Genomic DNA, 17412 nt, shown 5'->3' with positions numbered 1-17412 from the left:
TCCCCGTATCGCCGCAGCTCAGGCTGCACCCACCCTCAGGAGAAACACCATGAGCACCCGTATCCGCCGTACCGCGGTCGTCCTCGCCGCCTCCGCCGTGCTGCCGCTGGCCCTCAGCGCCTGCGGCAGCAGTGGCAGCGACTCCACGAAGTCGGACTCCTCCACCAAGGCGTCCGCCTCCGCGACCGCGTCCGACGACAGCATGACCGGCGCCGGCGCCACGACCTCCGACCAGCCCTTCGGTACGGCCTGCTCCGGTGTCCCCAAGAGCGGTGCCGGCTCCTTCGACGGCATGGCCAAGGACCCGGTCGCCACCGCCGCGTCCAACAACCCGGCGCTGTCCACGCTGGTCGCCGCAGTGAAGAAGGCCGGCCTGGTCGACACCCTCAACAACGCCCAGAACATCACGGTGTTCGCGCCGACCAACGACGCCTTCGCCAAGATCCCGAAGGCCACTCTGGACAAGGTCCTCAACGACAAGGCCCAGCTGACCAAGATCCTCACCTACCACGTCGTCGGCCAGAAGCTGACGCCCAAGGACCTGGAGAACGGCTCCTTCGACACCCTGGAGAAGTCGAAGGTCACCACCTCCGGCTCCGGCGAGTCCTACACCGTCAACGACTCCGCCAAGGTGGTCTGCGGCAACGTCAAGACCGCCAACGCCAACGTCTACATCATCGACACCGTCCTCATGCCCACCAGCTGACGCCCTCACGTGCCGGGCGCCGCAGAGGCCGCGCCCGGCAGCCCGACTCCTGTGACGGGGAGAAAGCCAGGGGGCCGGGGCAAGCGCCCCGGCCCCCTGGCACGCCGCCGCACTCCTCACCTCCGCCCGATGAGCCGACACACTGTCCGAGCTCCTGGAGCGGGTGGACCTGCCCGAGAGAGCGATCAGCGTCCTGCCCGCCGACCGCGAGACCAGCGAGTACCTGGTCTCGCACCGGGACGTCGACAAGATCGCCTTCACCGGCTCGACGGGCGCCGGCCGCCGTATCGCCTCGATCGCGGGCGAGCAGCTCAAGCGCGTCAGCCTGGAGTTCGGGGGCAAGTCCGCGGCCATCATCCTGCCGGACGCCGACAGCGAGAAGGCGGTCGCGGGCCTGAAGTTCGGCTCCCTGCTCAACAACGGCGAGTCGTGCATCGCGCAGACCCGCATCCTGGCCCCGCGCGAAACGTACGAGGAGATCGTGACCGCGCTGAAGGAGCTGGTGGCGTCGCTGAAGGTGGGCGACCCGAACGACCCCGACACCTTCATCGGCCCGATGATCCGCCCCGACCAGCAGGAGCGCGTGCGCGGTCACGTCCAGCTCGGTATCGACGAGGGCGCCCGCCTGGTCACCGGCGGCCCGCAGATCCCCGAGGGCCTGGAGAAGGGCAACTACGTCACGCCCACCGTCTTCGCCGACGTCGACAACTCCATGCGGATCGCCCAGGAGGAGATCTTCGGACCGGTCCTGGTCGTCATCGCCTACGACAACGAGGACGACGCCGTCCGCATCGCCAACGACTCCGAGTACGGACTCTCCGGCGGCGTCTGGTCCGCGGACGAGAGCCACGCCATGGAGGTCGCTCGCCGGGTCCGCACCGGCACCGTCACGGTCAACGGCGCCTCCGTCGCCTTCGACGGCCCGTTCGGCGGCTTCAAGGCCAGCGGCATCGGCCGCGAGTACGGCGCGGTCGGCCTCGGCAGCTGCACCGAGTACAAGACCATCACCGTCTGCCCCGGCAACGGTGATGCACAGGGCATCGTCGATCCGAAGCTCCGTACGGCCGTTGCCCACCGCGGCCCGAGCGGACGGGCAGCCGGTCCCGGCGGCCACGCGTCGCCGGGATCGGCCCTCGGCACACACATCACGCCGACACCGGGATCGACCGCCCCGCAGGTCGCCCCGCAGCCCGTTCCGCAGCGTTGGACAGCCGGAATCGCCAATACGGTGTCGCCGCGTGCCGCACCTCGGACGGGCGGGCAGGCCACGGGCCCCTCGACCACGGTGGCGCAGCCAAAGCCGCCTCGGGATGCGGCTGCCAGGGCTGACCGGACCCTGCCGGACGGCAGGCCGGTGGACGACGGACAGCCGTGGCCCGCTGTCCGCGCCGCCTTGGCGTTGCTCCTCTCCTTCCTGCGCGGTGGCAACGAGCCCGAGGATCAGGTCGTTGACGTCGGGGGCTGTTTCCGGCCGCCGCAGCAGCCGGACGGAGTGCGCACCGGGGGCGCACACAGGTGTGCGCCCGCAACCGGACGGCAGTACGACGTCACCGGTCGCCGTGCGTAGGGGAGACGGCCGACAACCGCTTTGTAAACATCCTGGTTCCCGTCTTCGGGTCGGACCGTGTGGCGGGCCCCGGGACTATGCTTCATACGGACGTCCCAGACCCCGGCGGCCCACCGTTGCTTGGCCCCATGCCTGCGGGGAGCGGATCACTCGTCCCCTCACCCAGCGCATCCCCGAGGGAACCGGCTGGGTCCCACGCCCCGGAACATCGGCTGCCGGACCGGTCGTTCACCTGCCCGCACGACTGTACGACCGTCCCGGATTCCCGGCACGGTCTCGTGAACCGAGGCACCCCGCCCATGCGTGTCCCACCCGCCCTGAACGTCCACCGGCACGACACCGGCAGCCGGGCCCTGATCACCCTGACCGGTGAGATCGACCTGAACTCGGCGCCCCTGGTGCACGCGTCCCTGGCGCGGTGCCTGTACGACGGCATCCGCGCCATCGACGTCGACGTCACCGCCGTGACCTTCTGCGGCCACAACAGTCTCAATGCCTTCCTCTGCGCCCTGCTGCACACCGCCGCGGCCGGAGGATCCCTGCAACTGCACCACCCCAGCCCGGCGTTGGAACGCCTCGTCGCGCTCACCGGCTCCGGTTCCCTCTTCGTCACCCTCCCCGACGCCCACGCCGGGTACCGGTCGCCTACGCAGGCCTTTCCCCTGCCCCAGGCCGCACCCTGGCTCGCTCCGGCCCTGCCCGCTCTCCCGGGCGGTGTGCTGTGACGGCCCCACCCGGGCCGGGCCGGCCGGGAACGGGCTCAGGCCGCCTGCCGCTCGCAACGCGCACCTCGCCCGTGAGTCTGCGCCGGCTCAACCGCTGGCAGGCCGAGGGACTGCGCGAGGACCTGGCAGACCTGTACGCGGAGTCCTGCGCCACAACATCCGGCTGGGAGCACCGCCGCCGGAAGGACTTCGTGCGGCGCCTCACGCATGACACCTGGCGACCGGGGTTCACCATGCTGACCGCCCAGGCACCCGGCCTGGTGGGATACGCGTTCGGATTCCCCATAGCGCGTGACGGCTCCTGGTGGACGGGATTTCGTGGACCCCTCCCGGAGCACGTCGCTCAACTCACCACGTCCGGACGGGTTTTCGCCCTCTGCGGGACGGTGGTCCATCCCTTCGAGCGATACCACGGCCTGGCCGACCGGCTGCAGGAGCGTCTGCTCGCCGGCGACCGGGCTCTGCTCGGGGTAACCCTGGTGGAACGGACCCATCGTGCGGCCTGCGCCGGATTCAGGTCGCGAGGGTGGTACGAAATCGGCCTGCTCTACAGGCCGCCGGGCCCCACCGTGCTGCGGGCCCTGGTCCTTCCCCTCGCAGAGCGAACGGCCGCGGAGTCGGGTGACCTCGCGCACCCAGCACGGTGCCAATAGGCGCAGCGGGACCAGGAGTCAGGCACGCGCGTGAGGGGATCGCCGGATGAACGGCGGGACGGCAGGCGTGAGTTGTGACGGCCGACGGCAGGTCCCGCCGTTCCCCGGTGGAAACCGATCCCGAGACAAGGGTGCATGCGATGGATCAGCAACTCCTTTCCAGGACGTTCGTCGAGCTGGCGGACAGCCTGGTCGCCGACTTCGACCTGATGGACTTCCTGCGCCTGCTCACCGACCGCTGTGTCGGCATGCTCGGGGTGAGTGCGGCCGGGGTACTGCTCGCCGACCGCGACGCCGGACTGCGCGTGATGGCCGCCTCCGACGAACAAGTGCGCCTGCTGGAACTCTTCCAGCTCCAGAACGACGAAGGCCCCTGCCTGGAAGCCTTCCGCACCGGCGCACAGGTCTCCGTCCCCGACGTGACGACAGAGATCCACCGCTGGCCACGGTTCGCCGCGCAGGCCCACCACAGTGGGTTCGCGGCGGTCCAGGCACTGCCGATGCGGCTGCGGGACGAGGTCGTCGGCGCCCTGAACCTCTTCCGTTCCGACGCCGGCCCCTTCGAGCCGACAGACACACTCATCGCCCAGGCCCTCGCCGACGTCGCCACCATCAGCCTGCTCCAACAACGCTCCAGCGATCGCAGCACGCTCCTCAACGAGCAGCTGCAGACGGCGCTGAACAGCCGCGTGCTGATCGAACAGGCCAAGGGGAAACTCGCCGAACGCCAGAACATCGACATGGAACGGGCCTTCACCACCCTGCGTGCCTACGCCCGCGCCCACAACCGCCGCCTGTCCGAGGTGGCCCGCGCCTTCATCGACGGCACCGAACCCCTCCCCGGCCTGGTGGCCTGACCTCGCAGCGGCTCAGGTCACCCTGTTGCAGGCGGCACCGGCAGCACGTCGTCGGTGCCGGTCGAAGGGGTCGCGTCACCAGCGTTCTCACATGGCCGGCTTGAGCCGGACGTCTCGCCTGTCGGTCGCGAGTCGCACCCCCGGTTCTCCGCGTAGAGGCGCCGCAGTGCGTGCCGCAGCGCACGCCGCATCAGCCGTGGGAGCGGCTCGCCCTCCCAGGCGGCGACCAGAGCCGATGCCACGTCCGGAACCTCGGTGTTGCACTGCCGTGAGACATCCACCAGCAGGTTCCTGGCCGGCCCGTGGAGGCAGGGGACCAGAACCATCACCATGCCGCAAACCTGGTCAACGACCGCACGGGCGGCCAGCGCCCGCCGTAGCTGATCGACCTCGGCGCGCAGGGCCACGGCGTCCTGTTCGGCCGGATTCCCCACCGGGGTCTCGACCCGCAGATCCCACCAGCTCCTGGAGGCCGTGGTTGTACGACGCATGGCATCTGCCTCCACGATTTCGGCGTGTCCGGCGTGGCCGAAGCCGATCCGGAACCGCCGGATGTCAGGCAACTTCATCGGTCACCCGCGTTGTCGCGGTCTTGGTGATCCCGACGGTCCCGGTATTGCCGGTGCTCCGGAGGGGGTTGAGGAACCCGCAACCGAAAAGGATCGAAGCGACGACGAGAAGCAGGATGAACACTGCGAGCCTCCACGGCGCGGCACAAGACAGCACTGCCGGGGGCTGGGGCCTGTTCCAACAGCGTAGCTCTGCCCGGAGGTTGCGGGTAGCGCCCGTGCAACGGCCGGCCACCCGGAACAGATGGCCACTTGACATCTGTCCCGGAAGTGCCGCAAGGGCTAGCGTGCGAGGTACGGCCCGAGCCCCCGGCAGCGTCGATCACCTCTCGCGCTCCCTCGGGAGCGCATCTCGCGCATCAGTGCCGGAACCCTCCCGCCCCCAACGGGCCTCCTGCACCCGCCGTCGCCACCGGATCCCGGCACGGCATCGATGCGCCCCGGGCGGGCACCCTTTCGCGCCCGCCGTCTCGCACGCACACCATCGCAGGCGGCACACATGTACGCCCTGATCCTTCCGGCCTCGACCCCCTTCGTCCTGCTCGCCACCGTGATGGGCCTGTCCTGGTGGGAGGACCGCATACTGCCGACGCCGGCCGCACCGGTCGACATTCCCGCCGAGGCTCCGTTTGTCCCAGCGGCCCCGGCCCAGCTCACAGAGCCCGTCGGTGTCGACACTCCGTTGACACGGGAGGTCGCCAGGCGTTGACTGAGAGCACGGCGTAGGGCTATGCCACTCCGGATTGTTCGGCAGCATTCCACCTCCCCCGCTTCGCCCGGACCCCGCGGAATCAGGCACTTCTCGCGATCCGGAGGCCCGGCAATGATCATGTGGATTCTTCTCTTTCTGCTGATTCTGGTGGTGTTCGGGTTCGGCTTCACCATGCAGACCCTTTGGTGGGTCGCCGCCGTACTCCTGGTCCTGTGGATCTTCGGTTTCGCGAGGCGGGGGCGCGGCGGTGGCGGGCGGAGCCGGGGCCGCCGGTCAGGCCGCAGCCGCAGCCGCAGGTAGTCCTTGCCGGACCGTTCCCCCGCCCGCCGGACGAGCGGCCCCTGTGGCGATCACGCGCGGGAGCCCATCAAGCGAACAAGCAGAGGACAGCCATGAGCGTCAAACAGACGATCAAGCACAAGACCCAGGCGTTCAAGGGACGAATCACCGAACGCATCGGCCGGACAACCCGCAACAGGCGACTGCAGCGGCACGGCAGGACCGACCAGATCTCCGGAAACCTGAAGCAGTCCGGCGACAAGGCCAAAGACGCCTTCAAGCACTGACCGGCACCAGCCCGGGTGGCAGCCGGATCGCCTGGACGCCACCCCACCCGGGCCGGGGCCTCAGCGGCTCGACGGTGCGGACTGCGACGGCACGAGTGCTGGTTCTCCGCTCGGCGGAGCCACCGTCTTCGGGACGTCCGGCCGCCTGCCCGTGCGCGGCCACAGGCGTCTCAGCGACCGGTAGAAGCGGTCCGGCAGGAACACGGCGTCCGCGATGATCATCGCGCCGGAGAAGAGTGGCAGCCCCATGAGGACGGCGATGCCCAGGTGCATGCCCAGCAGCATGGTCAGGACCGGGTATTTGAGCCGTCCGAACAGGACGAACGGGAAGGCGACCTGCAGCAGCACGGTCAGGTAGCAGGCGACGGCGATCAGCACGTCGTGCCCGTCCACCATCAGGGAGAGCTCGGGCCAGGGGCGGAACAGGTCGAGGTTCAGGACGTAGTGGAGGGCGGTCCCGTTGCCCCAGGAGCCGCCCTGCACCTTGTAGAGGCCCGCGGACCCGTAGAGGAAACAGACCTGGGCCGCGATGACGAACATGCCGCAGTTGTGCAGCACGACCGTCAAAGTCCGGCGGGACAAGCCGAGTTGGTGCCGGAGTCCATCGGCATCCGGGCCCGCCGAACTGCTCGCCGTCTTCTCCATGGAGCCCTGGAGACGGGTTCTGCGCGCATCCAGGGACCAGCGTCGGCCGCATGCCGTGAAGACGAGGTACAGGGCCATGAGGAGGATGAGGTTGTCTCCGCCGTCGGTCATGAAGATCGCCCTGGCGTGGAACGACGCGACCACGACCGCGAACAGCACGGACACCGCCCGGGTCCGCCAGCCCAGCGTGAACAGCGCGGACGTGACGAGGGCCAGCGCATAGCAGGTCTCGAAGTACGGCCGGCTGTCGGACAGCGTGAGGATGCTGGCCCACCCGGTCTGGTCGAACAGTTGCCTGGCCAGTTCGGGCGTCCACGGTGACCCGGGCCCCCAGATCTCGTCGCGGTGCGGAAACTCGCGCAGGAGAAAGACGAGGTAGAGGAGTCCGTAGCCGATGCGCAGCACGGCCGCGGCGTACAGGGAGACCGGCTGCTCGGTCAGGGCGGTGAGAGACGCGCCGATCCGCTCCGGTACGCGGCGCGGTGGGCCCACGTCCGCCCCGTCGGGGGTACGTGGGACACCTCGGTGCGGAGCGAGTGCCTGCTCAGTTTCCATGGGAGGTCACCTTCCACCAGGGCAGATACCGCGTTTCGACAGACTTCGGCGCGGCAGCGGACGAGCCGGGGCCGGACCCCTCGGCCGGCGCGGCGACGGGCACGGTGATCACCCGCAGCTGGACGGACTCGAAAGTGCCGCCGCGCCGGTCGGTGATGCGGTCCGCCGCGATGTTGGTGAGGTACCGCTGCATCATCAGCGCCCGCTGCGAACGGGGCCGGTCGTCGCCGCCATGGGTTTCGAGGTACGAACTCCAGGCCCGCCGCAGCATGTTCTGGGCGGTGTGGCTCGGGAAGGCGTCGTGCTTCACCGCCGAGTTGTCGACGCCGCTCAGATCGAACCAACCACTCACCCGCACCCCGCCGTCCGGAGTGGTGTGCAAGGTCCGTGCCGAGATCTGCCGGTTGACCGACTCCGGATCCGGGGCGAAGAGCCGCCAGTTCTGTTCGAACAGAGGAAAGACCCAGGCGTTGACCTGCCGGCTGTACTGCCGGGAGAGGGGGTTGGGGGGTGCCACGTGCAGAAACACGAGGAGAACGTGGACCAGGGCCGTCGCCAGACACAGGGCCGCAGCCGCGCTGGTCCCCGTCTTCAGGATGACGGCCGCCTTCGAAGGCCCTTGGCGCTGAGGGGTTGTCCCGCCCCGGTCCCCGCCCCGGTCCGGTTCGTCGACGTCCGCTGTTTCGATGCCGCCGAGTGCGGCCCCACCCGGACTTTCCATCCTGGCTTCTCTCACTGTGTCTCCTGAGATTGCGCCAACGGCGCGCGACGGAATCGACCACGATCCGTCGCGCGCCGCTCGTCCTGCTCGCTCAAGGGGAGCTAGGCAGCTTTCTTGTGGTGGCCTTCGTGATCGTTGCCGTAGCCCTCGGGCTTGTCGGGCTTGCCGTGGTCCTGGCCGTAGCCGCCGTGCTCCTCGGGCTTCCCGCCGTGATCGTGGCCGTTGGGCTTCCCACCGTGGTCATGGCCGCCGGGCTTGTGGCCGTGATCGTGATGGCCGTTTCCACCGGTCGAGCCGGCTGTCGCACCACCGTTCGTACCGGCCGTAGTAGCGCCCGTGGTACCGCTCGTGGTGGCGCCCGCGATGACACCGCCCAGCGCACCGCCGGTGGTTCCGCCCGACGTCAGGACACCGCCCAGAAGACCGCCGGTCCCGCCACCCGTCGGCACACCGCCGATGACGCCGACGGTGGTGCTGCCCGTCGTGCTGCCCGTCGTGCCCGCTGTGGCGCCACCCGACGTGGCACCGGCGACAACGCCACCCGAGACCAGACCACCGGTGGTTCCGCCGGGGGCACACGTACCGCGGTTGATCGTGTTGTTGTCCAGCGTCACGGCGCCGGTACGGGCCAGCGCCCGGCCGGCGATGGTCGTTCCCGTGGTGACGGTGATCGACTCCTGGGCCATGATCGTGCCCACGAAAGTGGAGTTGGTGCCGAGCGTGGCCGAACTGCCGATCTGCCAGTACACGTTGCACGGTGAGGCGCCGTTGACGAGTGACACGTTGCTGCCGGACGCCGTCGTCAGCGTCGAACCGATCTGGAAGACCCATACGGCATTGGGGTCGCCGTGTGCGTCGAGCGTGAGCGTGCCGGTGATTCCCGCGGAGATGGGTGCCTTGTAGACGCCCGGATCCAGGGTCCTGCCGCCGAGTTCCACGGGGTCGGGAGCGGTGGGGTAGGTGACGTCCGGTGCCTGTCCGGCGGCGTTGTTGTAGCCCGTGACCAGGTCGCTCTTGGCCTGGAGCGCCACCGCGTCCGCGGAGTGCTGGGCCCCGATCACGGTGCCGGGCGGGAATCCGGTGATGGCCGTTCCCGGAGACACTCCGAGATCACCGGTGATCGACGAGGGCCCGGTGTTGGTGACCTGGGAACCGGCCAGTACGGCAAAGCTGGTCGCCGTACCGAGAGGTACGGGTGTGGCAACGGCACTTGCGCGTGTCGGCGTCATCGCGAGCACGACAGCGGCGATCACCACGGCCGTCAGGGCCGCGATCCACACCGACAGGGTGCGCCGTTGCGGCGCTTCAGGGATATTCAGCGTCATCGAGGGGCCAACTCCTTTGAGCGGATGGTCTTGGCGGTTCCCGGTCGCACAGAATCGCCTGTTTCTGGCGTTGGCATATTACCTAGGAGTGTGCCGACCAATATTTTCCAGAAGGGGTCCCGCGAAATACATAGAAATGACCAATAGGCCGGGTGGCTGTAAACCCATATTTCTCGCCAGGTGCGACCACCTGGCATGACCGGCGGAACGCAGTACATCGCGAGAAGATCACGCACGCCCCCACAGAAGGCAGGCCATTTCCGTGGGTCCGGTCGAGGCGGATCCACGTCATGATCCTTGGGTCCTCGATGAGGATCCGGCCACCACCTGCACTTATGCGATGCGCGAAGACCTGATCGCAACAGACCGGCCGCGTGCGATCCACCCGGCACGGCCAAGTCGCCGTATCACGGTATTCCACGCCTGTCAGGCCGAAGGAAAATAGACGGTCGGTGCACCGCTCGGAATATCCCCGAGCAGCGCTGTCCGCAGTATTATTGACTGCGGCCTGGTTCACTCTCATGCACAACCGCCCGGAATGGCGGGCCCCGGCGTGTTTGTGTAGGAGCCGTTGCCGTCACCGCCCGCACTACAGCCCAGGACACATCGGCGTTCGGCAATGGAACAACCGGAAGCACCACGACCGCAGCACAATTAAGCCGCGAGCCTGCGCCGCCGGGTGACAACAACGACGATGCCCATCCCCACCGTTCCGTACAGGGTGAACAACGTTCCCTGCCGGTAGAGGCTCCGTCGTTTCAGCTCATGACCGAACGCCACCTGCTCGTAGGTGCTCGTGCCGACCGAGCGGCCGGTGCCGGTGTCGTAGGAGAGCTCACACTTGTCGCCACGCCTCATCGGATCGGGATGAGACTCTCCGTCCGCGCCCAAAAGGAGCCCGGGACAGTAGGCCCCGTACGCCGATCCGGCTCTCAGCAGTGACACCATCCCCCATAGCAGCGGAATCAGGAACAGGACGAGTAACACCGCTCTGAATCGCACGGCGTCACCCTAATGGGGCGGCCACCCGCGAGGAGGTCCTTCTCGTCGGCCGTCAGGTCGTTCCTGCCTTCGGCGAAGCCGCCCCAGGACTGGGTCTGTACGCCGTGTTCGCTCATCAGGGCCTGGTAGTGGGCGCGTTGGAAGAACGGGTGCGTCTCGATCTGGTTGACGGCGGGCACGGTCTCGTTGTTGACGATCAGGTCGAGATGGTCCAGGCCCAGTTTGTCGAGCGAGGTCTCGAAGGCGCGGCGGGTGTTGTCCTCGGCCGGGGCGTCCTGGATCCACAGTTTGGTGGTGACGAAGAGTTCCTCGCGCGGGATGCCGCCTGCCTTGATCGCTCTGCCTACGGCCTCTTCGTTGCCGTAGGCGGCGGCGGTGTCGAGGAGGCGGTAGCCGGCGGCGAGGGCGTCGGAGACCGCCCTTTCGGTGTCCTCGGCGGGGATCTGGTAGACGCCGAAGCCGAGGAGTGGCATCTCGACGCCGTTGTTCAGGGTCGCGTATTGCATGAGGGGGTTCCTCGGGCGGAGACGGAGTGGGGGCGTTCAGGGGGTGACGAGGGCCTTGAGGACCTCGCGGTCCGCCATCGCCCGGTAGGCGTCCGGTGTCCGGTCGAGGGGGAAGGCGCGGTCGAAGACGCGGCCGGGGGCGATGGTGCCGTCCAGGACGTCGGGCAGCAGCTGCCCGATGTAGGCGCGGGCGGGGCTGGCGCCGCCGGTCAGGGTGATGTTGCGCATGAAGACGGCCGGGCCGATGGGGCCCTCCTCGTACTGCGGGGCGCCGAGCCGGCTGATGGTGCCGCCGTCCCGGACCGCGCCGAGCGCGGTGTCCAGGCTCTGGCGGGTGCCGACGGCCTCGATCACCTTGCCCACGCCGCCGGTCAGCTCGCGGATGCGCGCGATGCCCTCCTCGCCGCGCTCGGCCACGACGTCGGTGGCCCCGAACTCGCGGCCCAGGCCGGTGCGCGCCTCGTGGCGGCCCGCGAGCACGATCCGCTCCGCGCCCAGTCGCCGGGCGGCGACCACCGCGCACAGCCCGACCGCGCCGTCGCCGACGACGAGCACCGTGTCGCCGCGGCCGACGCCGGCGGTGACCGCGCCGTGGTGGCCTGTCGTCATTACGTCCGAGAGGGCAAGCAGGGACGGCAGGAGCGCGGAGTCGGCGGCCACCGGCAGCTTGACCAGGGTGCCGTCGGCGTACGGGACCCGGACGGCCTCGCCCTGTCCGCCGTCGACGCCGTCGAAGCCGTAGCGGCCGCCGTTGCGGCAGGAGATGTGCAGGCCCCTGGCGCAGTAGTCGCAGGTGTTGTCGCTGTAGGTGAAGGGCGCCACGACCAGGTCGCCTGACTTCAGGCCCGTCACATCCGCGCCCGTCTCCTCGACGACTCCGAGGAACTCGTGTCCCATGGGGCGGCCGGTGTCGGTGGTGGGCATGGACCGGTAGGGCCACAGGTCGCTGCCGCACACGCACGCGGCCAGCGTGCGCACCACCGCGTCGGTGGGCTTGACGATCTCGGGGTCGGGCCGGTTCTCGACGCGGACGTCTCCGGCTCCGTACATCACTGTTGCACGCATGGTTACTCCAAACAGTGGGCGGACGATCAGCGTTCGAGCATCCGCGCCTGGGCCTCGGTGTGGGTGTCTCCGGCGGCGGGCGGCAGGCTGCTGAGCTTGTCGAGCTGCTCGCGGGTGAGGGTGACCGCGTCGGCGGCGGTGTTCTCCTCGACGCGGGTGACCCGCTTGGTGCCGGGGATCGGGGCGATGTCGTCGCCCTGGGCGAGCAGCCAGGCCAGCGCGACCTGGGCGGGTGTGGCGCCGACCTCGGCGGCCAGGGCCTTGACCTCGTCGGCGAGCGCGAGGTTGCGGCGGAAGTTCTCGCCGGTGAAGCGGGGGTTGTCGCGCCGGAAGTCGGAGGCGTCGAACTGGTCGGTGGAGCGGATGGCGCCCGTCAGGAAGCCGCGGCCCAGCGGGGAGAACGGCACCAGGCCGATGTTCAGCTCCCGCAGCACGGGCAGGACGCGGTCCTCGATCCCGCGGGTCCACAGGGAGTACTCCGACTGCACCGCGGTGACCGGCTGGACGGCGTGCGCGCGCCGGATGGTGTCGGGGCCGGCCTCCGAGAGGCCGAAGGCGCGTACCTTGCCCTCGGCGATCAGCTCGCCCACCGCGTCGGCGGTCTCCTCGATCGGCGTGTTCGGGTCGACGCGGTGCTGGTAGTACAGGTCGATGTGATCGGTGCCCAGCCGCTTGAGGGAGCCCTCGACGGCGGCACGGATGTTGGCGCGGCCGGAGTCCTGGTTCCAGGCGCCCGCACCGGCGTGCGAGACCAGACCGAACTTCGTCGCCAGCACCACCTTGTCCCTGCGGCCCTGCAGCGCCCGGCCGATCAGCTCCTCGTTGGTGTAGGGGCCGTAGATCTCGGCCGTGTCGATGAGCGTGACCCCCAGTTCCAGTGCCCGGTGCACTGTCCTGATCGACCCGGCGTCGTCGGTGCCGGAGCCGGTGTAGCCGTGGGACATGCCCATCGCGCCGAGGCCGATCCGGGAAACCTCCAGGTCACGCAGTTTGGTGTAGCGCATGTCGCCCTCTCCGGTTCGTCGCGTCGCCTGGGCCCACTCTCGCCGGGCACAGCGGATCGTGCCCGGGGGCGAGGTGTCGGCGTGTTTCCCCTTCACCTTCGCCCGGATCGCGACGGTGTGGCAGGGCGGGCTCTTCAGGGGTAACGACAGGGCCCCCCTCCCGCCTGCGCGACGGGCGGGGAGCGGGCGAGACTGGACGCATGGCTACCGAGAGCGCGCACAGCGAGGGCGCCGAGCTGGGCCGCTTTCTGCGCGCCCGCCGCACCCAGACCCGCCCCGACCACGTCGGCCTCACCGTCGGCGCCGGCATCCGGCGCACCCCCGGGCTGCGTCGCGAGGAGCTGGCCACCCTCGCCGGCATCAGCATCGACTACTACGTGCGCCTGGAACGCGGCAAGGAGACCCGCCCCAGCCCCGCCGTCCTCGACTCGCTCGCCCGCGCCCTGCACATGGACGACCAGCAGCACCAGCACCTGCGCGAACTCGCCGCCCGGGCCGCCCGCTACGCCCCCGAACCGCCGCCCGCGCCCAGCCGCACGGTGCGCCCCCACCTCAAACTGCTGCTGGAATCCCTCCGCCCGAACCCGGCGTACGTCATCAGCCGCAGCCTGGACCTGCTGGCCTGGAACCCCGGCGGACTCGCCCTCTACGCGGGCCTGGACGACTGGCCGGTCAAGCAGCGCAACCTGGCCCGATACTTCTTCCTGCACCCCGCGGCGCGCGACCTCTTCCACGACTGGGAATGGCAGATCACCAACTGCGTCGCCCGCCTGCGCGCCATCGCCGGCACCGCCCCCGACGCACCCGACCTCACCAACCTCGTCGGCGAACTCCTCCTCAAGAGCCCCGACTTCGCCGGACTCTGGGAGCGCTACGAAGTCACCGGCCGCAGACCGGCCCAGAAGACCTTCCACCACCCCCAGGTCGGCACGCTCACCCTCACCTCCCAGTCCCTGCACATCGAAGGCACCCCCGGCCAACGCATCGGCGTCTACACCGCCGAACCCGGCAGCCCCGACCACGACGCCCTGCTCCTGCTGGACATGACGGCACCGCGACCGGTGCAACGGCCTTCGCCCGCGGGCGAAGCCACTCGTCAGAGGCCGTAGGTCAGGAACATCCACACCTGCGCCCGGGGGTTCGGCGGGCCGGTGGTTCGGTGACCGCGGGGCGCCCCGTCACTCGTACCGGTACTTCAGCGAGTCCGCCTCGCTCTGCCTGATGTCGGCGATCGTCAGCTCCGGCATCCGCAGTTGGGCCAACGTCACCTCGGCCGACGTCGGCTGGGCGTCCGCCGGCAGCCACTCCTCCGGCTTCCACGCCCCGCTGCGCAGCAGGGACTTGGGGCAGTGCGGGTAGACCTCCTCGATCCCCACGACCAGCGCACTGGCCGGCGGTTTGCCCACGGCGGTCAGCTGTGAGAGCAGTTCCGGGCGGGTGGAGACGCAGGCCCGGCCGTTCACCCGCAGGGTGGTGGTGCGTCCGGGGATGACGAACAGCAGCCCGGCCCGGCCGGTGGCGATGACGTTCTGCAGGGTGTCCAGCCGCTTGTTGCCCGTCGCGTCCGGTATCGCCACCGTCCGTGCGTCCAGGACCGCGACGAATCCCGCGGGGCCGCCGCGCGGGGAGACGTCGCAGTTGCCCTCGGCGTCCGCGCTGGCGACCAGGACCAGCGACGAGCAGCCGATCAACCGCCGTGTCTGCTCGGTGAGTTCGGTCATCTGCTTCCGTACGGCGGCTGCGCCGGGGAGGTCGTAGACCCCGCGCAGCGCGGCCTGGTCGGACAGGGCGTCGAGACGGAGCGAGTCGAAGGCGGTACCGGCAAGAGGCGTCGTCATGTCTCCGACCCTAAAGGGCCGACCTTCGATCGGTCTTTGGCCGCCCCGCCCCGGGGCGGGGTCAGCTGCGTTCCGTGCCCCAACTCCCGCGCAGCCCAGGAGAGTTGGACGCCTGTGAGTGTGCAGACCCCCGCCCCGAGTCCACCGAGCCCTCGCCGGCATCCGGTCATGCCTCTGCGTCGGCGCCACGACAGACTCGCTGCCCTGCCACGCGACCCGCGAGCCGACGACTACCCGATGCCGACCGTGCCGTACGGGTGGTACGCCGTGCTCCGCGGCGACGAGCTCCGTCCGGGCGAGGTCGTCAGCCTCCACTGCTTCGGGCGGGCGCTCATCGCCTTCCGGGGAGCGGACGGTCGAGCGGCCGTACGGGACGCGCACTGTCCGCACCACGGCGCGCACCTCGGCGCGGGCGGCAAGGTCGTGGACGGCAGTGTGGAATGGGCGTTCCACGGCTGGCGGTTCGGCCCGGACGGGCGGTGTGTGGCGGCTCCGTTCGCGCGCCGGACTCCGAAGGTGTCCCTCGGCGGCCTTCCGGTCGGTGAGCACAGTGGGCTCGTCTTCGTCCACGTCGGGCCGGGCTTGAGGAGCTGGCCGCGACCGGGAACGTACGGGTCGTACCGGTCGACCTGGGCGAGGCGTCGGGACCCGCGCGGCTCGTCGAGGCCGCGGATGACCGGATCGACATCCTCGCCAACAACGTGGGATCGGCTCCGGCCCGCACCGGAGGATTCCTCACGGTCACCGACGAGGAGTGGCTCACCACCCTGAACCTCAACCGGAGGGCGACGATTCCCCGCCGGGCGGCACCGTCCGACTCGCCCAAGGTGTCGGCTCGTTGGCCGAGTCAGCCCGTGGCCGGGGCCACCGTGCCGAAGGACGCTGCGGCGATCTGCTGGACGTAGCGTATTTCGGTGCCGTTGAGGTTGGTCGGGTTGAGGGAGTAGACGATCTTGCGGGAGAGGTCGCGGGTGGCGAAGACACCGCTGGTGCAGCCGGGGCGGGAGCCGGTCTTGCCCCAGACCGTGACGCCGTTGGATGCCGTCACCCTCATGATGCCCATGCTCATGCAGGCTCGGCCGGCATCGGCCGCGGTGCGGCACTGGCTGCTGTGGAAGCTGGGGACGTCGGGGACGGTGAAGAGCTCGGCCTGCTGGGCAGGCGGGAGGAAACGGCCGCGGAAGAGCGCGGTCATGAAACGGTCGAGATCGGCAGGGGTGGAGATCATGCCGCCCTCGGCCCAGGGCCAGGGGCTCTGCTCGGTGACATCCACCTGGTGCGCGGTGCCGTCCGGGGACGTGACCGTCAGGTAGCCGTGGGAGTGCGGGCCGGGCAGGCGCGGGTCGTCGGCGTCGGGAACCTGGGTGTCGCGCAGTCCGAGGGGCCGGGTGATCCGCGAGCTCACCTCGTGGGCGAAGGTGCGCCCGGTGATCTTCTCTATCAGGAGGCCGGCGACGTAGTAGTTCATCCCGTTGTACTGCTGCGCGGTGCCCGGCGCGAACTGCATCGGCTGGCCCGTCATCAGGTCGATCACCTGCTGGGGTGTGAAGCTCTTGAAGCGGTTGGCGGCGAACCATTCGGGGCTGCCGTCGCCGAAGTCGGGGTTGTGGACGCCGTTCGGCAGGCCGCTGGTGTGGTTGAGCAACTGGCCGATCTCGATGGGCGGGAGGCCGGCGGGCAGGATCCCCGGCAGGTACTGCTGGACCGGTTCGTCCAGGTCGATGCGGTGCTCGGCAGCGAGCTGGAGAACGATCGTGGCGGTGAAGACCTTGGAAATACTGCCGATCCGGATGTGCGCGTCGGACGGAACACCCTGACCCGTCTCCAGGTCGCCCACACCTGAAGTGCCCGACCAGTGACCCGCGCGACCGGTGATCCGAAGCAGCGCGCCGGTGACATCCGCGGCCGGTAAGCCAGCGATGGCCGCCCGGAGTTCGGCCGGATCGAGCGCCGGCAGCGGCGCGGCGGAAGCGGCGGCGGGTGCTGGAGCCGAGACGACGGCGGAGGCGGAGGCGGCAGGGGCCGTAACCACCGCCAGAGCGGCCAGCATGGCGCCCGACGCGGCCACGGTGGACCAACGGGGGCGAACGGCGGAGCAGTTCACAGTGAAGCTCTCCCAACTGGTGGCGGTGGGACCGGCGGTCGAACGGCCCTGCCACGAGTCTCTTCCGTCCCAGCAGCCCTGATCATCAGGGAACGCCCCTGAGCGAACCCTGACCGCACCCCGACACCTGATGGGGGGTCAGACCTGGTCCACAGGGACCGCTGCCGATGCCGACGTCTCAGCACGCCCATGCCCCGGCATCCCACCCACCGCGCTATTGCACACCTGTGACAGCGGACGCACAGCCTCGTCACCCGCTGCCGGAATACTCCGTCTTGTCGCGAAGGGCAGC

The 17412-nt window shown here is 69.8% G+C and carries 18 protein-coding genes and 3 pseudogenes; 11 read left to right on the top strand and 10 right to left on the bottom strand.

Annotated features, from left to right (window positions below; genetic code table 11):
- Positions 1 to 49 precede the first annotated feature (49 nt).
- The 5 genes and pseudogenes from AB0I51_RS31810 (at position 50) to AB0I51_RS31790 (ending at position 4508) form a co-directional block, all read left to right on the top strand.
- Positions 50 to 706, top strand: a complete 657-nt coding sequence (locus AB0I51_RS31810; RefSeq protein WP_362981089.1) for a fasciclin domain-containing protein — start codon at positions 50 to 52, stop codon at positions 704 to 706.
- A 142-nt stretch (positions 707 to 848) separates the two neighbouring features.
- Positions 849 to 1718, top strand: a pseudogene (locus tag AB0I51_RS31805) (aldehyde dehydrogenase family protein); the annotation flags it as partial.
- Between the two features lie 854 nt (positions 1719 to 2572).
- Positions 2573 to 2998: an STAS domain-containing protein gene (locus tag AB0I51_RS31800; RefSeq protein ID WP_362981087.1), complete on the top strand. Its 426-nt coding sequence runs from the start codon at positions 2573 to 2575 to the stop codon at positions 2996 to 2998.
- 71 nt (positions 2999 to 3069) lie between these two features.
- Entirely contained in the window at positions 3070 to 3651 is a 582-nt protein-coding gene (locus AB0I51_RS31795; protein ID WP_362981085.1) for a hypothetical protein, read from the top strand.
- 140 nt (positions 3652 to 3791) lie between these two features.
- Positions 3792 to 4508, top strand: a complete 717-nt coding sequence (locus tag AB0I51_RS31790; RefSeq protein WP_362981083.1) for a GAF and ANTAR domain-containing protein — start codon at positions 3792 to 3794, stop codon at positions 4506 to 4508.
- Positions 4509 to 4525: 17 nt separating this feature from the next.
- On the opposite strand, the gene AB0I51_RS31785 is transcribed toward AB0I51_RS31790, so the two are convergent.
- Complete coding sequence (locus AB0I51_RS31785; protein WP_362981081.1) at positions 4526 to 4999, bottom strand: ANTAR domain-containing protein; 474 nt, start codon at positions 4997 to 4999, stop codon at positions 4526 to 4528.
- Between the two features lie 577 nt (positions 5000 to 5576).
- Here AB0I51_RS31785 and AB0I51_RS31780 point away from each other — a divergent pair.
- From AB0I51_RS31780 to AB0I51_RS31770, 3 genes are all read left to right on the top strand, one after another.
- Positions 5577 to 5786: a hypothetical protein gene (locus tag AB0I51_RS31780; RefSeq protein ID WP_362981079.1), complete on the top strand. Its 210-nt coding sequence runs from the start codon at positions 5577 to 5579 to the stop codon at positions 5784 to 5786.
- 114 nt (positions 5787 to 5900) lie between these two features.
- Positions 5901 to 6089 (top strand): hydrophobic protein, encoded by a 189-nt coding sequence (locus tag AB0I51_RS31775; protein WP_362981077.1) that lies wholly within the window; start codon positions 5901 to 5903, stop codon positions 6087 to 6089.
- 92 nt (positions 6090 to 6181) lie between these two features.
- Entirely contained in the window at positions 6182 to 6355 is a 174-nt protein-coding gene (locus AB0I51_RS31770; protein WP_362981075.1) for a CsbD family protein, read from the top strand.
- A 60-nt stretch (positions 6356 to 6415) separates the two neighbouring features.
- Here AB0I51_RS31770 and AB0I51_RS31765 read toward each other — a convergent pair whose 3' ends face one another.
- The 7 genes and pseudogenes from AB0I51_RS31765 to AB0I51_RS31735 form a co-directional block, all read right to left on the bottom strand.
- A complete protein-coding gene (locus tag AB0I51_RS31765; protein WP_362981073.1) occupies positions 6416 to 7555 on the bottom strand; it encodes an HTTM domain-containing protein in 1140 nt (379 codons plus the stop codon).
- Positions 7545 to 8276 carry a DUF5819 family protein gene (locus AB0I51_RS31760; protein ID WP_362981071.1) on the bottom strand — a complete coding sequence of 244 codons (732 nt, stop codon included), beginning with the start codon at positions 8274 to 8276 and terminating at the stop codon, positions 7545 to 7547. The genes AB0I51_RS31765 and AB0I51_RS31760 overlap by 11 nt, the downstream gene beginning before the upstream one ends.
- Before the next feature lie 101 nt (positions 8277 to 8377).
- Positions 8378 to 9601 (bottom strand): ice-binding family protein, encoded by a 1224-nt coding sequence (locus AB0I51_RS31755; protein WP_362981069.1) that lies wholly within the window; start codon positions 9599 to 9601, stop codon positions 8378 to 8380.
- A 654-nt stretch (positions 9602 to 10255) separates the two neighbouring features.
- Entirely contained in the window at positions 10256 to 10459 is a 204-nt protein-coding gene (locus tag AB0I51_RS31750; RefSeq protein ID WP_362981067.1) for a hypothetical protein, read from the bottom strand.
- A gap of 197 nt (positions 10460 to 10656) precedes the next feature.
- Positions 10657 to 11109: pseudogene (locus AB0I51_RS31745) on the bottom strand (aldo/keto reductase); the annotation flags it as partial.
- A gap of 36 nt (positions 11110 to 11145) precedes the next feature.
- Positions 11146 to 12174 carry an alcohol dehydrogenase catalytic domain-containing protein gene (locus AB0I51_RS31740; protein WP_362981065.1) on the bottom strand — a complete coding sequence of 343 codons (1029 nt, stop codon included), beginning with the start codon at positions 12172 to 12174 and terminating at the stop codon, positions 11146 to 11148.
- Between the two features lie 26 nt (positions 12175 to 12200).
- Complete coding sequence (locus tag AB0I51_RS31735; protein WP_362981063.1) at positions 12201 to 13178, bottom strand: aldo/keto reductase; 978 nt, start codon at positions 13176 to 13178, stop codon at positions 12201 to 12203.
- 200 nt (positions 13179 to 13378) lie between these two features.
- Between AB0I51_RS31735 and AB0I51_RS31730 the strand changes: the two genes are divergently transcribed.
- Positions 13379 to 14287 carry a helix-turn-helix transcriptional regulator gene (locus AB0I51_RS31730; RefSeq protein ID WP_362981061.1) on the top strand — a complete coding sequence of 303 codons (909 nt, stop codon included), beginning with the start codon at positions 13379 to 13381 and terminating at the stop codon, positions 14285 to 14287.
- Positions 14288 to 14356: 69 nt separating this feature from the next.
- On the opposite strand, the gene AB0I51_RS31725 is transcribed toward AB0I51_RS31730, so the two are convergent.
- Positions 14357 to 15016: an MSMEG_1061 family FMN-dependent PPOX-type flavoprotein gene (locus tag AB0I51_RS31725; RefSeq protein WP_362981059.1), complete on the bottom strand. Its 660-nt coding sequence runs from the start codon at positions 15014 to 15016 to the stop codon at positions 14357 to 14359.
- Positions 15017 to 15184: 168 nt separating this feature from the next.
- Between AB0I51_RS31725 and AB0I51_RS31720 the strand changes: the two are divergent.
- Both AB0I51_RS31720 and AB0I51_RS31715 read left to right on the top strand, forming a co-directional pair.
- Positions 15185 to 15469, top strand: a pseudogene (locus AB0I51_RS31720) (Rieske 2Fe-2S domain-containing protein); the annotation flags it as partial.
- Positions 15470 to 15606: 137 nt separating this feature from the next.
- On the top strand, positions 15607 to 15921 hold the full coding sequence (locus AB0I51_RS31715; protein WP_362981135.1) for a hypothetical protein: 315 nt from the start codon (positions 15607 to 15609) through the stop codon (positions 15919 to 15921).
- Here the strand turns inward: AB0I51_RS31715 and AB0I51_RS31710 are convergent.
- A complete protein-coding gene (locus AB0I51_RS31710; protein ID WP_362981057.1) occupies positions 15864 to 17120 on the bottom strand; it encodes a serine hydrolase domain-containing protein in 1257 nt (418 codons plus the stop codon). The two genes, AB0I51_RS31715 and AB0I51_RS31710, sit on opposite strands and share 58 nt — an antisense overlap.
- Positions 17121 to 17412 lie beyond the last annotated feature (292 nt).

Origin of the sequence: Streptomyces sp. NPDC050549, assembly GCF_040655035.1 — a bacterium.
Taxonomy (GTDB): Bacteria; Actinomycetota; Actinomycetes; order Streptomycetales; family Streptomycetaceae; genus Streptomyces.
The sequence above is the reverse complement of the archived record's forward strand: the minus strand, read 5'-3'. Positions and strand labels throughout refer to the sequence as shown.

Bases quoted from the DNA above. Each gene is read 5' to 3' on its own strand.
- AB0I51_RS31770 (WP_362981075.1), top strand. From the start codon at position 6,182: ATGAGCGTCAAACAGACGATCAAGCACAAGACCCAGGCGTTCAAGGGA.
- AB0I51_RS31740 (WP_362981065.1), bottom strand. From the start codon at position 12,174: ATGCGTGCAACAGTGATGTACGGAGCCGGAGACGTCCGCGTCGAGAAC.
- AB0I51_RS31750 (WP_362981067.1), bottom strand. From the start codon at position 10,459: ATGAGGCGTGGCGACAAGTGTGAGCTCTCCTACGACACCGGCACCGGC.
- AB0I51_RS31810 (WP_362981089.1), top strand. From the start codon at position 50: ATGAGCACCCGTATCCGCCGTACCGCGGTCGTCCTCGCCGCCTCCGCC.
- AB0I51_RS31735 (WP_362981063.1), bottom strand. From the start codon at position 13,178: ATGCGCTACACCAAACTGCGTGACCTGGAGGTTTCCCGGATCGGCCTC.
- AB0I51_RS31785 (WP_362981081.1), bottom strand. From the start codon at position 4,999: ATGCGTCGTACAACCACGGCCTCCAGGAGCTGGTGGGATCTGCGGGTC.
- AB0I51_RS31725 (WP_362981059.1), bottom strand. From the start codon at position 15,016: ATGACGACGCCTCTTGCCGGTACCGCCTTCGACTCGCTCCGTCTCGAC.
- AB0I51_RS31790 (WP_362981083.1), top strand. From the start codon at position 3,792: ATGGATCAGCAACTCCTTTCCAGGACGTTCGTCGAGCTGGCGGACAGC.
- AB0I51_RS31730 (WP_362981061.1), top strand. From the start codon at position 13,379: ATGGCTACCGAGAGCGCGCACAGCGAGGGCGCCGAGCTGGGCCGCTTT.
- AB0I51_RS31800 (WP_362981087.1), top strand. From the start codon at position 2,573: ATGCGTGTCCCACCCGCCCTGAACGTCCACCGGCACGACACCGGCAGC.
- AB0I51_RS31765 (WP_362981073.1), bottom strand. From the start codon at position 7,555: ATGGAAACTGAGCAGGCACTCGCTCCGCACCGAGGTGTCCCACGTACC.
- AB0I51_RS31780 (WP_362981079.1), top strand. From the start codon at position 5,577: ATGTACGCCCTGATCCTTCCGGCCTCGACCCCCTTCGTCCTGCTCGCC.
- AB0I51_RS31775 (WP_362981077.1), top strand. From the start codon at position 5,901: ATGATCATGTGGATTCTTCTCTTTCTGCTGATTCTGGTGGTGTTCGGG.
- AB0I51_RS31755 (WP_362981069.1), bottom strand. From the start codon at position 9,601: ATGACGCTGAATATCCCTGAAGCGCCGCAACGGCGCACCCTGTCGGTG.
- AB0I51_RS31760 (WP_362981071.1), bottom strand. From the start codon at position 8,276: ATGGAAAGTCCGGGTGGGGCCGCACTCGGCGGCATCGAAACAGCGGAC.